Origin of the sequence: Sphaerimonospora sp. CA-214678 (assembly GCF_050942215.1) — a bacterium.
In the GTDB taxonomy this organism is placed as follows: Bacteria; Actinomycetota; Actinomycetes; order Streptosporangiales; family Streptosporangiaceae; genus Sphaerimonospora.
On sequence record NZ_CP192056.1, the window covers coordinates 4214799 to 4228282 of the forward strand.

Here is a 13484-nt window from a genome sequence, read left to right on the forward strand (position 1 = left end):
GAAGATGCGGCTTCGCATCAGGTCGACGGACGGCTGTGCCTCCTCGGCACGGTCGCCCGCTCGCGCGCTGCCTCCCATCCGGACTTTCACCGTCGGTCCCGGAATCTCACCAGGTCCACCGGCCGATGGCTTCGGCCGGGTCGCGGACTGCCACCCGCGTGGGGTGTCACCGCCGGTTCGGAATTACACCGACCCCGGAGCACGCTCGCTCTGTCGTCAACCAGTGTGCCATGCCCGCCGCGGCGACCGATATGGAGGGATTGCTCTGTCGCCTCCACGGCGGTTCCGCGCCGCACCTGTCACGGCTATGTGCGGTTTATGTCTTGAAGCTGTGACACGTTTCCCTTAATCGCACCGATCGATCACAAATCAGAATGCGCCCAGCATCAGGCCAGCAACGTTCGGCCTACCCCTCTTACCCTTCACCCGAAGTGATGCTTAGTTGACCGCAAAGCTCTTACAGGTCAACCCCAGGAGTGAGTCCGTGTCAGTCACACGTAGGGGCGGAAGGTTCCTCGCGCTCGCCACCGGAGCAGCGATCCTGCTCACGGCTTGCGGCGGTACGGAGAAACCGGCCGCCGACTCGACCAGCCCGGCGGCCGAGGCGCCGGCAGCCGCCGACCAGACGGTCACCCATGCCTTCGAGCAGGAGATCAGTTCCTACAACGGCTTCACGCCCGAGGAGTACTCCTCGAAGAACCACATCGTCGTCAACCGTGTCCTTCAGGATGTCTGGTACTACAGCCCCGAGGGCGGTGTAGGCCGCAACGAAGAGATGGCGACCTACGAGAAGGTCTCCGACGACCCGCTGACGGTGAAGTACACCTTCAACCCCAGCGCGGTCTGGTCCGACGGCGCCGACATCGGCTGCGCCGACGTGATGCTCACCTATGCGACGGGTTCGGGCAAGTTCCCCGACTTCTCCTACATCAGCACAGACCAGTGGAGCCGGGCCGAGATGCCCGACTGCAAGGTCGGCGACAAGGAGATAACGCTCAAGTACAAGAGCCCGTTCGCCGACTGGGAAGCCCTCGAAATGATCACCATGCCGGCGCACGTCGTCGCCGAGCAGGGCGGGCTCACGGTCGAGGAGTTCGTCGACGCCGTCAAGGCCGGCGATCAGGCCAAGTTGAAGAAGGCCGCCGAGTTCTACAGCAAGGGCTGGCTGTTCAACGGCGCGCTGCCGGACAAGAAGCTGCTGCCGTCCAGCGGCCAGTTCGTCATCGACTCCTTCACGCCGGGCCAGTCGGTAACTCTGGTACGGAACGACAAATACTGGGGCGAGCCGGCCAAGGCCGACAAGGTCGTCATCCGGTTCATCCCGCAGGACGAGCAGGTCCAGGCGCTGCAGAACGGCGAGACCAACATCATCGAGCCGCAGGCCAACCCGGACGTCCTGGCCCAGCTCCAGGGCCTGGACGGGATCCAGGTCAAGACGGGTGAGCAGTTCCTCTACGACCACCTGGACTTCAACTTCGACAAGGGCCCGTTCAAGGACGACCTCAAGCTGCGCCAGGCCTTCGCGCTCTGCGTGCCCCGCCAGCAGATCGTCGACAACCTGATCAAGCCGCAGCAGCCCAACGCCACCACCATGGACGTGCGCAACCTCGCACCGTTCCAGCCGGGTTACGCCGAGGCGGTCGCCTTCAGCGGTGTCGACAAGTACAAGACCGTCGACATCGAGGGTGCCAAGAAGCTGCTCGCCGAGGCCGGCAAGTCCAAGGTGAAGGTCCGGATCGGCTACAACCAGCCCAACCCCCGCCGCACCCAGGTCGTCGAGCTGATCAAGGCCTCGTGCGACCAGGCCGGGTTCGAGATCGAGGACACCGGCAACGAGAAGTTCTTCAACGACGGCGGCGACCTCGCCACCGGCAACTTCGACGTCGCGCTGTTCGGCTGGGCGGGGTCGTCCCTGGTCAGCGGCTGGCCCTCGACCTACAGGACGCCGAGCAAGTGCACCCCCTCGGCCAAGGGCAACAACAACGGCTGCTACTCCAACAAGGAGGTCGACAAGCTGCTGGACCAGATCCTCGGCGAGACCGACTCGGCCGAGATCCTCGAACTCACCAAGCAGATCGAGAAGACGCTCTGGGACGACCTGGCCACCATCCCGCTCTACTCCCAGCCGCAGCTGACCGCGTGGAGCGACAAGGTGCAGAACGTGGTGCCCAACCCGTCCCAGGCCTCCGTCACCTGGAACATGCACCAGTGGGCCATGCAGTAAGAAGCGGTGAGAAGCGTCAGGTGACCACCTGACCACGCGCGGGGCCGGGCCACCATGAACCCGGCCCCGCGTGATGCCCATGCCAGCGCCCGTGCCGGCCGACGCCGCGCCGGGCGTCGCCACCCTCACGAACCACCGGCCCGCCGGCGGCTCAAGCCTTGACCAGGCGGCCCGGTGAGCCGGCCCGTCATCTGCAGGAGGTCGGGGAACCTTGCTTGTGTTCATCACGCGGCGGCTGCTCATATCGGCCATCGTCCTGCTCGCCGCGACATTCATCATGTTCGTCCTCGTCGCCCTGTCCGGGGATCCGCTCCAAGACCTGCGCGAGCAGTCGACTCCGCAGGCGAAGGCGCAGATGGCGGCCCGCATCGAGGCGATGCGGCTCGACATGCCGATCCCGGTCCGCTATCTCGGCTGGCTCGGCGACCTCCTCCTCCATGGCGACCTCGGCGTCGACAAGGCCGGCAGCTCGGTCGCCGCCCAGCTCGGCCAGGCCACCGCCGCCACCCTCCAGCTCGTGGTCGTCGCGACGCTGCTCGGCGCGTTCATCGGCATCACCATCGGCGTCATCTCGGCGCTGCGCCAGTACAGCAGTTTCGACCACGGGATTACTTTCACAGCTTTCGTCTGCTTCTCGCTACCGGTTTTCTGGGTGGCGACGATGCTCAAGCAGTACCTGGCGATCGAGTTCAACGACTGGCTGCGCGACCCCACGATCCCGGCCTGGGTCATCGCGGCTGCGGCCGTGTTCGCCGGACTGGTCTGGGGCTCGGTCTACCACGGGGACCGGCGCGGCAAGCTGGCCGCCTTCGGCATCGGCTTCGTCGTCACCGCCGTGGTCCTCTTCGCTCTCTCCGCGAGCCGCTGGTTCGCCGACCCCGGCCTCGGCTTCCCGTTCGTGCTCGTGGTCTCGCTGGCGGCCGCGGCCGGGATGGCGGCGTTGATCTCCGGGCTCGAGCACCTGCAGCCGATGTACGCGGCGCTGGCCGCCGCGGGGGTGGGCGCGCTGCTGTACCACCCGCTGCAGCCGATGCTGGACGACGCGAACCTGCTGTCCATTCTGGGGTTCGCGGCCGTCACCGTCGTGATCTGCTGGGCGCTGGGACGCCAGATCGGCGGGCTGCTGAGCCGGCAGGCCGTCCCGCTGGCCATCGGCAGCGGACTGCTCACCGGCGGGCTGATCATCTTCGATCGGCTCCTGCAGGCCTGGGGCAGCTACGCCGCCTCGGTGCGGGGACGTCCGGTGGCCACGATCGGCTCGCAGACCCCCAACTACACCGGGGATTTCTGGCACGTCTCGCTGGACACCTCGATGCACCTGCTGCTGCCCACGCTGGCGCTCATCCTGATCGGACTGGCCGGCCACTCGCGCTACAGCAGGACGAGCATGCTCGAGGTGATGAACCAGGACTACGTCCGTACGGCTCGGGCCAAGGGCCTGCCGGAGCGGACGGTCGTCGTCAAACACGCGTTCCGCAACGGGATGATCCCGATCACAACGATCCTCGCGCTCGACTTCGCCTCGGTCTTCAGCGGCGCGGTCGTCACCGAGCACGTGTTCGGCTGGCGCGGTCTGGGATCGATGTTCACCAAGGCGCTCCGAGAGGTGGACCCGATGCCGGTCATGGGGTTCTTCCTGGTCTCGGGCGTCGCCATCGTGGTCTGGAACATGCTCGCCGACATCGCCTACGCGTTCCTCGACCCACGCATCCGGCTGTCCTGACGGAGCGGAGACACAGATGACACTCAACACGGAGCAGCTCCAGCCCGGCACCGAGACGCAGGGGATGACCGTCACCGCCCGGACCCAGCGCCAGCTCGTCGTCCGCAGGTTCTTCCGGCACAAGGGGGCGCTGTTCGGCCTGGTCATGTTCACATTCGTCTTCGTCCTGGCCTTCTCCTCGATCGGCTTCGGGCCGATCCCCGGCTGGTGGGACAAGCCGTGGACGGGCACCGGCACCCTCGCCGACCGGGGCCGTCCCACGCTCAGCCTGCTCCCCGAGTTCCTCGGCGGCACCGGCGTCCACCTCGGCGAGCACCCGTTCGGCCAGGACAACCTGGGCAAGGACTACTTCGCGCTGACCATGCGCGGCACGCAGATCTCGATCATCGTGGCGCTGGCCATCGGCCTGATCTCCACCATCGTGGGCACCGTGATCGGCGCCCTGGCCGGCTACTTCCGCGGCCGGACCGAGGCGGTGCTGATGCGGTTCACCGACGTGATGATCACGATCCCGGTCCTGGTCATCGGGGCCGTGGTCGGCCAGATGGCCGGCAACCTGGGGCCGTACTTCCTGGCCCTGATGCTCGGCCTCATCACCTGGACCAGCGTCGGCCGGCTCGTACGCGGCCAGTTCCTGTCACTGCGGGAGAAGGAGTTCGTGGAGGCCGCCAGGGCCGTGGGCACACCCGCCACCCGGATCATCTTCAAGCACATCATGCCCAACACGCTCGGCGTGATCATCGTGAGCGCGACGCTGGCGATCTCCTCGGGCATCCTGCTGGAGACGGCGCTGTCGTTCCTGGGATTCGGCGTCAAACCCCCGGACACGTCGCTCGGCCTGCTCATCGAGACCTACCGCAGCGCCATGGTGACCCGACCGTGGCTGTTCTGGTGGCCCGGCATCTTCATCGTCGTGATCGCGCTGTCGGTCAACTTCATCGGCGACGGCCTGCGTGACGCCTTCGATCCTCGACAGAACCGGGTGCGTGACTGATGACGACGACCAACGCCCAGGGCGCCCACATCGCCAGGCGCCTGTCGGACTCCAAGCGTCCCGGCGAGGCCGAGATCCTGAAGGTGGAGAACCTGCAGGTCTCCTTCCCCACCGACGACGGTCTCGTGCGGGCCGTACGCGGCGTGTCCTACACCGTGCACGAGCGCGAGGTGCTCGGCATCGTCGGCGAGTCCGGGTCCGGCAAGTCGGTCTCCTCGATGGCGGTCATGGGCCTGCTGCCCAAGAGCGCGAGGATCAGCGGCAGCATCCGCTACCGCGGCGACGAGATCCTGAAGATGACCGAGCGCAGGCGCCGCGGCCTGCGCGGACGAAAGATCGCGATGATCTTCCAGGATCCGATGACGGCGCTCAACCCGGTGCACACCATCGGCGACCAGCTCGCCGAGGCGGTGCTCGCCCATGAACTGGTCCCGCGGAAGGAGGCGCTGGCCCGGGCCAGGGAGATGCTCGACCTGGTCGGCATCCCGCAGGCCGGGACTCGGCTGCGCGCCTATCCGCACGAGTTCTCCGGCGGCATGCGGCAGCGCGCGATGATCGCCATGGCGGTCATCAACAATCCGGATGTGATCATCGCGGACGAGCCGACCACCGCGCTGGACGTGACCGTCCAGGCCCAGATCCTGGAGAAGCTGCTGGAGGTCAAGGACGCGGTGGACGCCGCGATCGTGCTGATCACGCACGACCTCGGCGTCATCGCCGGCATGGCCCACCGCGTCCTGGTGATGTACGCCGGCAAGCCGGTGGAGATCGGCGACGTCGACCGCACGTTCGCCTCGCCCCGCATGCCGTACACCGCGGGCCTGCTCGGCTCGATCCCCACGACGGGGTCGGCCGGCGGCCGGCTGCGACCGATCCAGGGATCCCCGCCCTCGCTGATCAATCTGCCGCCGGGCTGCCCGTTCTCCCCGCGCTGCCCGCTCGCCGACGAGCAGTGCCGGACGACCGAGCCCGCGCTGGTGGAGACGGACATCGGCGGGCACTACGCGGCCTGCCATCACTGGCGCCGGCTGGCCGCGCACTCCGACCCGACCGCACTATTCAAGACGAACGGCGAGGACTCATGACCGAGAACGCGCTGGCCGAGAATGCGCTGACCGATAATGGGCCACTGCTGGAGGTCAACGACCTCGTGGTGGATTTCCCCATCAAGGGTGGCATCGTGCGCAGGACCGTCGGGCGGATCCAGGCGGTCAGCGGTGTGTCGCTGCATGTCGACAGGGGCGAGACGCTCGGGGTCGTCGGCGAGTCCGGCTGCGGCAAGTCGACCACCGGCCGGGCCGTGCTGCAGCTCCACCGTCCCACGTCCGGATCGGTCCGCTTCGCCGGCGAGGAGCTGACCACGCTGACGGCCAAACGGATGCAGGCAGTCCGGCGTGACATGCAGATCGTCTTCCAGGACCCCTACGCGTCGCTCAACCCGACGATGCCGGTCAACGACATCATCGCCGAGCCGCTCAGGGTCCACGGCATGTGGAGGTCCACGGGGCGCGAGAAGGTGGCCGAGCTGCTGCGCATGGTCGGGCTGAGCCCCGAGCACGGCAACCGGTACCCGCATGAGTTCTCCGGCGGCCAGCGCCAGCGCGTCGGCATCGCCAGGGCGCTGGCGCTGCGGCCCAAACTGCTGATCCTCGACGAACCGGTGTCGGCCCTGGACGTGTCGGTGCAGGCCGGCGTGGTCAACCTGCTGGAGGACCTGCAGGATGCCCTCGGCCTGGCCTACGTGTTCATCGCGCACGATCTGTCGGTGGTGCGGCACATCTCCGACCGGGTCGCGGTGATGTACCTGGGCAAGATCGTGGAGACGGGCCCGCGTGACGATCTCTACGACCGGCCCGCGCATCCGTACACCCAGGCCTTGCTCTCGGCCGCCCCCACGGCCGACCCGGCGGCGGAACGGAGCAGGGAGCGGATCATCCTCACGGGCGACGTGCCCTCCCCCATCGACCCGCCGTCGGGCTGCCGGTTCCGCACCCGCTGCTGGAAGGCGCAGGCGATCTGCGCCGAGGAGGAGCCCGAGCTGGTCGACCGCGGCAACGGCCACCCGGTGGCGTGCCACTTCGCCGAGGTGAACACGGCCGTCACCTGACTTCCGACGACGTCATCCGGCCCCCGGCCTCCCTCCCGGCCGGGGGCCGTCGCCGTCCTGCGCGGCCCCCGCACCGGCGGTCCTTCGCCCCGCCGCGCCCCGGCAATCAATTACTCGTTCAACTAATGCGATATCTCTGTCTTATCCGAATCATGTCACGAATCCGTGACATGGATACATAGAGTCAAATCTCATTCTTGACGACTCATCTCCGCCGGTCAACGGACTTCAGGGCACGAGCTGATTTAATTTAGGGAGCAATGCAGACAAAAGACGGAATGTTCCCGACTTCCAATTGACTCCCGGAAATCGAGTTGCGAAAGTTCCCCTACAGTCGGATCTCATCCGATCGCTGACGGCCCACACGGGAGCACGCACCATGACGTTCCCCTCTCCGGCCCCTTCTCCGGCGGCCGCCGAAACCGCCGAGGGCGCCGCCGGTCCCGCCGGACCGGCACGGTACGCTCCGGCCGTCGTCGGCCGCTCGCCCGGCCGCCTGATGTGGCGGCGGTTCCGGCGCGACCGGACAGGCGTCGTCTCGGCCCTGGTCGTACTGGCCTTCTTTCTGATCGCCCTGCTCGCCCCGGTCATCGCGAAGATCTACGGCAAGGACCCCTACACCACCTACGGGCAGAACCGGCCGGGCCTGCTGAACGAGTTCGGATATCCGATCGCCCCCAACGGCGGCATGAGCGGCGAGTTCTGGTTCGGCCTGGAGCCCGGCCTGGGCCGGGACGTCTTCATGCAGCTCGTGTACGGCATCCGCACCTCGCTGAGCATCGCCGTGGTCGTCACGCTGGTCACGGTGGTCCTCGGCGTGGTGCTGGGCATCACCGCCGGATACATCGGCGGCAAGACCGACTACGTGATCGGCCGGGTCATCGACACGCTGCTGGCCTTCCCGCAGCAGCTGTTCCTCATCGTCTTCCTGCCGGTCGTCGAGGCCGCCATCGTGCTGCCGGAGGAGGAGACCCCGGTCTGGCTCAGGTTCGTCTCGATCTGCGTCGTGCTGACCGTCCTCGGCTGGGCCGCGCTCGCCCGCCTGCTCCGCTCGCAGGTCCTGTCGCTGCGCACGAGGGAGTTCGTGGAGGCGGCCAGGGTGACGGGCGCCTCTCCGGCCCGGATCATCTTCAAGGAACTGCTGCCCAACCTGTGGACGCCGATCATCATCCAGGGCACGCTGCTGCTCCCGCTGTTCGTCGGCGCCGAGGCCGGCCTGGGCTTCCTCGGGGTGGGCATGACCGAGCCCACCCCCGACTGGGGCCGCATGTTCCAGGTGGGCGTCAACGTCTACCACTCCGACGTGACGTACCTGATCTTCCCGGGTGTCTCCATGGTGATCTTCGTCATCGCGTTCAACCTGTTCGGCGACTCCATCCGCGACGCCTTCGACCCCAAGACCAAGCGCTGACTCCGGCAGTGCCCGTCCCCACAGGAAGGACCACATGAGATCGCACAGCAGGCGAATCGCTTCGATGGCCGCCGTGCTCACCGCGGGCGCGCTGGCCCTGGCCGGCTGCGCCGAGGGCGGAGGCGGCGGTGCGCCCGAGACCGCCGCGGGCACCTCTTCGCGGCAGCCGCTGGAGAACAAGGCCATCAGCGCGATCACGGTCGGCACCGCCGAGGACTCCAAGGGCCCCGCCGCCGAGATCCCCGACGCCAAGACGGGCGGCACGGTCACGATGCTCGACCGCGACGACTTCAGCCACCTGGACCCGGGCCGCGTCTACCTGAACTACAACTCCTCGGTGTCCGAGCTGTTCACCCGCCAGCTCACGAACTACAAGCGCAACCCCGACGGCACCCTCACGCTGGTGGGCGACCTGGCCACCGACACCGGCAGCACCGCCGACGGCGGCAAGACCTGGACGTTCACCCTCAAGGACGGCCTGAAGTGGGAGGACGGCTCCCCCATCACCCCGGCCGACATCAAGTACGGCTTCGAGCGCCTGTTCGCCGACTTCATCACCGAGGGCCCGACCTACGCCCAGCAGTGGCTGGTGCCGGACGCCGGCAAGCCGTTCCGCGACCAGTACGAGGGCCCCTACGACGGCAAGGAGCTCGACACGATCGAGACCCCCGACGACAGGACGGTGGTCTTCCACCTCAACGGCCCCCACCCCGACTTCAACTTCACGCTGGCCATGACGGGCTACGGCGCGGTGCCGAAGGCGCACGACACCGAGCAGAAGTACGACAGGCACCCGTTCTCCTCGGGGCCGTACAGGATCGCGAGCCACGTCACGGACAAGTCGCTCGACCTCGAGCGCAACCCGCACTGGGACAAGAACACCGACCCGATCCGGCACGCCTATCCGGACAAGTGGCACATGGAGTTCGGCTACCAGTCGCAGCAGACGACCGAGCGCTTCCTGGCCGACAACGGCAAGGACAAGCAGGCGTTCACGTTCCACAACCCGGTCGCGCCGGAGCGGGTGCAGGAGGTGCTCGGCGACACCGAGGCGATGGGGCGCTCCCTGCGGGGCCTGACCCCGTTCACCACCTTCTACAACATCAACACCAAGCGGGTCACCGACGTCAACGTCCGCAAGGCGCTCATCACGGCCTGGCCGAACAGGCAGATCCAGCAGCTCGAGGGCGGCGAGATCACGGCGGGCAAGATCGCCACGACCGTCATGAGCCCGACCGTGATGGGCTACGAGTCCTTCGACCTGTACGGCAAGCTCGCCAAGCCCGAGGGCGACCCCGAGGCGGCCAAGCGGCTGCTCGCGCAGTCGGGCGACCCCAGTCCGACCATCGTCTACGCCTACAACCAGACGCCGACCCAGGAGAAGATCACCGTCGCGGTCAAGGAGGCGCTGACCAAGGCCGGCTTCACGGTCGTGGCCAAGCCCCTCAACCCGGCGACCTACTACGACGCGATCGGCCTGGTGGACAACAAGTACGACGTCTACTGGGGCGGCTGGGCCGCCGACTGGCCGACCGGCTCGACCGCGATCCAGCCGCTGTTCGACGGCCGTCAGATCGCCGACGGCGCGTCGAACTACAGCCACCTCGACGTCGCGGAGATCAACGAGGGCATCGACAGGGCCAACGCGATCACCGACCCGGTCGAGGCCGGCAAGGCGTGGGCCGCGCTCGACCGTCAGATCATGGAGCAGGCCGCGATCATCCCGGAGTTCTACCAGACCTACTTCGGTCTGTACGGCTCCGGCCTCGGCGGCGTCACGTTCGACCCGATCTGGGGCGAGCAGTCCCCCCTGGACATCTGGGTCAAGTAACCGTCACCCGGTCGCCGTTCCCGCCCCGTCCGGGGCGAGAGCGGCGACCCCGGAAAATCCGCCCGCTGGAGCAGGTACGACACCATGGCCGGCTTTCTGGTACGCCGAATCCTCGGCGCACTCGTGATCTTGATGATCATCAGTGCCGTCACGTTCTATCTCTTCTACGCCGTCCCCCGAGATCCCGCCCGCGCCTTCTGCGGCAAGATCTGCCGGCCGGAGACGCTGGATCTCATCCGGCACAACCTGGGGATGGACGAGCCGCTGTTCGTGCAGTACTGGCACTGGCTGGCGGGCATCTTCACGGGCCGCGAGTTCGTCCAGTTCGGCGCGTGTCCCGCGCCCTGCCTCGGCTACTCCTTCGCCACCCAGGAGCCGGTGTTCGGCGCCATCCTGGACCGCTTCCCGGTGACCCTGTCCCTCACGCTCGGGGCCTCGCTGGTCATCCTGTCCTTCGGCATCCTCACCGGCATGCTCGCGGCGTGGAAGGCCGGGCGGCCACTCGACAAGATCGCCAGCTCGTCGTCGGTGATCGGGGCCTCGCTGCAGATCTACTTCATCGGGCCGCTGCTGGCGTTCTACCTCGTGGACACGCTCGAACTGATCCCGCGCCCGTCCTACGTCCCCGTCTCGGAGGACCCGGTGGGCTGGTTCACCCACCTGCTGCTCCCCTGGGTGGTGCTGTCGATCATCTTCACCGCCAACTACACCCGCATGACCCGGTCGCAGATGGTCGAGCAGCTCACCGAGGACTATGTCCGTACGGCACGGGCCAAGGGCATGTCGGGCCCGACCGTGTTCTTCCGCTTCGCCTGGCGCGGGGCGATGATCCCGATCGTCACGATCTTCGGCGTCGACCTCGCCGCGCTGCTGGGCGGAGCGATCATCACAGAGCAGACGTTCACACTGCACGGCATCGGCGAGCTCGCCGTACGCGCCGTGCAGAACACCGACCTGCCGATGCTGCTCGGCGTGACCATCGTGGGCGCGACGGCCATCGTCATCCTGAACATCGTGGTAGACGTGCTCTACGCGGTCATCGACCCGCGGGTACGGCTGAGCTGAGCGATGAGCAACCTGGAGCAGCAAGTGACCACCTCGCCACCGGGGCCGTTCCTGTCCGTACGCGATCTCAGCGTCGAGTTCAACACCGAGGACGGCATCGTCCACGCGGTCGACGGACTCTCCTTCGACCTGGAGAAGGGCACCACGCTCGGCATCGTCGGAGAGTCCGGGTCGGGCAAGTCGGTCACGAACCTCGCGATCCTGGGTCTCCACGACCCCGACCACACGAAGATCGGCGGCGAGATCTGGCTGGAGGACCGGGAGCTGACCGGCGCCGGCAGGGGCACGATGGAGAGGCTCCGCGGCAACCGCATCTCGATGATCTTCCAGGACCCGCTGACCGCGCTGTCGCCGTTCCACACGATCGGCCGCCAGATCGGCGAGGTCTACCGCAAGCACCGCGGCGCGAGCAAGAAGGAGGCACGCGAGCGGGCCATCGAGATGCTGAGCAGGGTCGGCATCCCCCAGCCGGCCACCCGCGTCGACCACTACCCGCACGAGTTCTCCGGCGGCATGCGGCAGCGCGCGATGATCGCGATGGCGCTGGTCTGCGACCCGGACCTGGTGATCGCGGACGAGCCGACGACCGCTCTCGACGTGACCGTGCAGGCGCAGATCCTCGACCTGCTGAAGGAGCTGCAGCAGCAGACCGGCACCGCGGTCATCCTGATCACCCACGACCTCGGGGTGGTCGCCGACACCGCCGACCGCATCCTGGTCATGTACGCCGGCCGGGCCGTCGAGCGGGGAACCGTACGCGAGGTGCTCAGTGAGCCCCGCCACCCCTACACCTGGGGCCTGCTCTCGTCGATGCCCCGCCTGACCTCCTCGGTCGACGTGCCGCTGAAACCGGTGCGCGGCACGCCCCCGAGCCTGCTCAGCCCGCCGCCCGGCTGCCCCTTCCACCCCCGCTGCGACCATCAGGAGCTGGCCGGGGCCGGGCTCTGCCGCACCGAGCGGCCGGAGATCTCCCCCGCCACCGGCCACGGCGACGCCTGTCATCTCACCCTCCGCCAGAAGACGGAGATCCGCACCGCCCAGATCGGGGATGACGCATGAACGAGACGCTCCTGGAGCTGCGGGGGCTGGTCAAGCACTTCCCCGTCCGGGGCGGCGTGCTGATCAAGCATCAGGTCGGCAGCGTCCACGCGGTGGACGGGATCGACCTCACGGTCGGGACCGGCGAGTCCGTCGGCCTCGTCGGCGAGTCGGGCTGCGGCAAGTCCACGACCGGGCGGCTGGCCGCCCGTCTGCTGGAGCCGACGGCGGGAAAGATCCTCTACCGGGGACGCGACATCTCCCACGACTCCCGGCGCAGGCTCAAGCCGATCAGGCCCGAGATCCAGATGATCTTCCAGGATCCCTACAGCTCGCTCAACCCCCGCCACACCGTCGGCACGATCGTCAACGGCCCGATGGAGATCAACGGCATCGAGCCGCCGGGCGGACAGCGCAGGCGGGTGCAGGAGCTCCTGGAGATCGTAGGCCTCAACCCCGAGCACTACAACCGCTTCCCCCACGAGTTCTCCGGCGGGCAGCGGCAGCGCATCGGCATCGCCCGGGCACTGGCGCTCGATCCCAGGCTGATCATCGCGGACGAGCCGGTGTCGGCGCTCGACGTGTCCATCCAGGCGCAGGTCGTCAACCTGCTGCAGCAGCTGCAGCACGACCTCGGCATCGCGTTCCTGTTCATCGCGCACGACCTCGCCGTCGTCCGCCACTTCTCCCAGCGCGTCGCGGTGATGTACCTCGGCAAGATCGTCGAGATCGGCGACCGGCAGTCGATCTACGAACGGCCGCGGCATCCGTACACGCACGCCCTGCTGTCTGCCGTACCCGAGCCCGGCCTCGACGGCGAGCGGCGGGAGCGCATCCGCCTGGCCGGCGACGTGCCCTCCCCCATCGACCCGCCGTCGGGCTGCCGGTTCCGCACCCGCTGCTGGAAGGCCCGGGACAGGTGTGCCACCGAGGCGCCGCCGCTGGTCCGGCTGAACGGCAACCGGGAGGGCCACCTCACGGCCTGCCACTTCCCCGAGGCCCCCACGGTCCAGGGCGACGACGTCGTGCTCGACCCCGCCCTCGCCTGACCCCGCCCGCCGGACGGACTGACCGATTCGCTATGGGCGCAG

10 protein-coding genes and 1 riboswitch are annotated in these 13484 nt (G+C 67.9%); all 10 genes read left to right on the forward strand.

What is annotated here, in order from left to right:
- Window positions 1-60 precede the first annotated feature (60 nt).
- Window positions 61-207, reverse strand: a riboswitch (FMN riboswitch).
- 277 nt (window positions 208-484) lie between these two features.
- Window positions 485-2224: an ABC transporter family substrate-binding protein gene (locus ACQP1K_RS18930; RefSeq protein ID WP_433497037.1), complete on the forward strand. Its 1740-nt coding sequence runs from the start codon at window positions 485-487 to the stop codon at window positions 2222-2224.
- A gap of 217 nt (window positions 2225-2441) precedes the next feature.
- The gene (locus ACQP1K_RS18935) at window positions 2442-3947 is read left to right on the forward strand and encodes an ABC transporter permease (RefSeq protein WP_433501584.1); all 1506 of its coding nucleotides are present in this window, start codon (window positions 2442-2444) and stop codon (window positions 3945-3947) included.
- Window positions 3948-3963: 16 nt separating this feature from the next.
- Window positions 3964-4941 carry an ABC transporter permease gene (locus tag ACQP1K_RS18940; RefSeq protein WP_433497038.1) on the forward strand — a complete coding sequence of 326 codons (978 nt, stop codon included), beginning with the start codon at window positions 3964-3966 and terminating at the stop codon, window positions 4939-4941.
- Entirely contained in the window at window positions 4941-6026 is a 1086-nt protein-coding gene (locus ACQP1K_RS18945; RefSeq protein WP_433497039.1) for an ABC transporter ATP-binding protein, read from the forward strand. Before ACQP1K_RS18940 ends, ACQP1K_RS18945 begins: the two co-directional genes overlap by 1 nt.
- Window positions 6023-7048, forward strand: coding sequence for an ABC transporter ATP-binding protein (locus ACQP1K_RS18950; RefSeq protein WP_433497040.1), 1026 nt, complete (start codon window positions 6023-6025; stop codon window positions 7046-7048). The genes ACQP1K_RS18945 and ACQP1K_RS18950 overlap by 4 nt, the downstream gene beginning before the upstream one ends.
- 379 nt (window positions 7049-7427) lie before the next feature.
- Window positions 7428-8459, forward strand: a complete 1032-nt coding sequence (locus ACQP1K_RS18955) for an ABC transporter permease (RefSeq protein ID WP_433497041.1) — start codon at window positions 7428-7430, stop codon at window positions 8457-8459.
- Between the two features lie 34 nt (window positions 8460-8493).
- Entirely contained in the window at window positions 8494-10290 is a 1797-nt protein-coding gene (locus ACQP1K_RS18960; RefSeq protein WP_433497042.1) for an ABC transporter substrate-binding protein, read from the forward strand.
- An 84-nt stretch (window positions 10291-10374) separates the two neighbouring features.
- Entirely contained in the window at window positions 10375-11355 is a 981-nt protein-coding gene (locus ACQP1K_RS18965) for an ABC transporter permease (RefSeq protein WP_433497043.1), read from the forward strand.
- A 3-nt stretch (window positions 11356-11358) separates the two neighbouring features.
- Window positions 11359-12414: an ABC transporter ATP-binding protein gene (locus ACQP1K_RS18970; protein ID WP_433497044.1), complete on the forward strand. Its 1056-nt coding sequence runs from the start codon at window positions 11359-11361 to the stop codon at window positions 12412-12414.
- Window positions 12411-13442 (forward strand): ABC transporter ATP-binding protein, encoded by a 1032-nt coding sequence (locus tag ACQP1K_RS18975; RefSeq protein ID WP_433497045.1) that lies wholly within the window; start codon window positions 12411-12413, stop codon window positions 13440-13442. Before ACQP1K_RS18970 ends, ACQP1K_RS18975 begins: the two co-directional genes overlap by 4 nt.
- Window positions 13443-13484: the final 42 nt, after the last annotated feature.

Bases quoted from the DNA above. Each gene is read 5' to 3' on its own strand.
- ACQP1K_RS18945 (WP_433497039.1), top strand. From the start codon at position 4,941: ATGACGACGACCAACGCCCAGGGCGCCCACATCGCCAGGCGCCTGTCG.
- ACQP1K_RS18940 (WP_433497038.1), top strand. From the start codon at position 3,964: ATGACACTCAACACGGAGCAGCTCCAGCCCGGCACCGAGACGCAGGGG.
- ACQP1K_RS18950 (WP_433497040.1), top strand. From the start codon at position 6,023: ATGACCGAGAACGCGCTGGCCGAGAATGCGCTGACCGATAATGGGCCA.
- ACQP1K_RS18955 (WP_433497041.1), top strand. From the start codon at position 7,428: ATGACGTTCCCCTCTCCGGCCCCTTCTCCGGCGGCCGCCGAAACCGCC.
- ACQP1K_RS18970 (WP_433497044.1), top strand. From the start codon at position 11,359: ATGAGCAACCTGGAGCAGCAAGTGACCACCTCGCCACCGGGGCCGTTC.
- ACQP1K_RS18965 (WP_433497043.1), top strand. From the start codon at position 10,375: ATGGCCGGCTTTCTGGTACGCCGAATCCTCGGCGCACTCGTGATCTTG.
- ACQP1K_RS18975 (WP_433497045.1), top strand. From the start codon at position 12,411: ATGAACGAGACGCTCCTGGAGCTGCGGGGGCTGGTCAAGCACTTCCCC.
- ACQP1K_RS18960 (WP_433497042.1), top strand. From the start codon at position 8,494: ATGAGATCGCACAGCAGGCGAATCGCTTCGATGGCCGCCGTGCTCACC.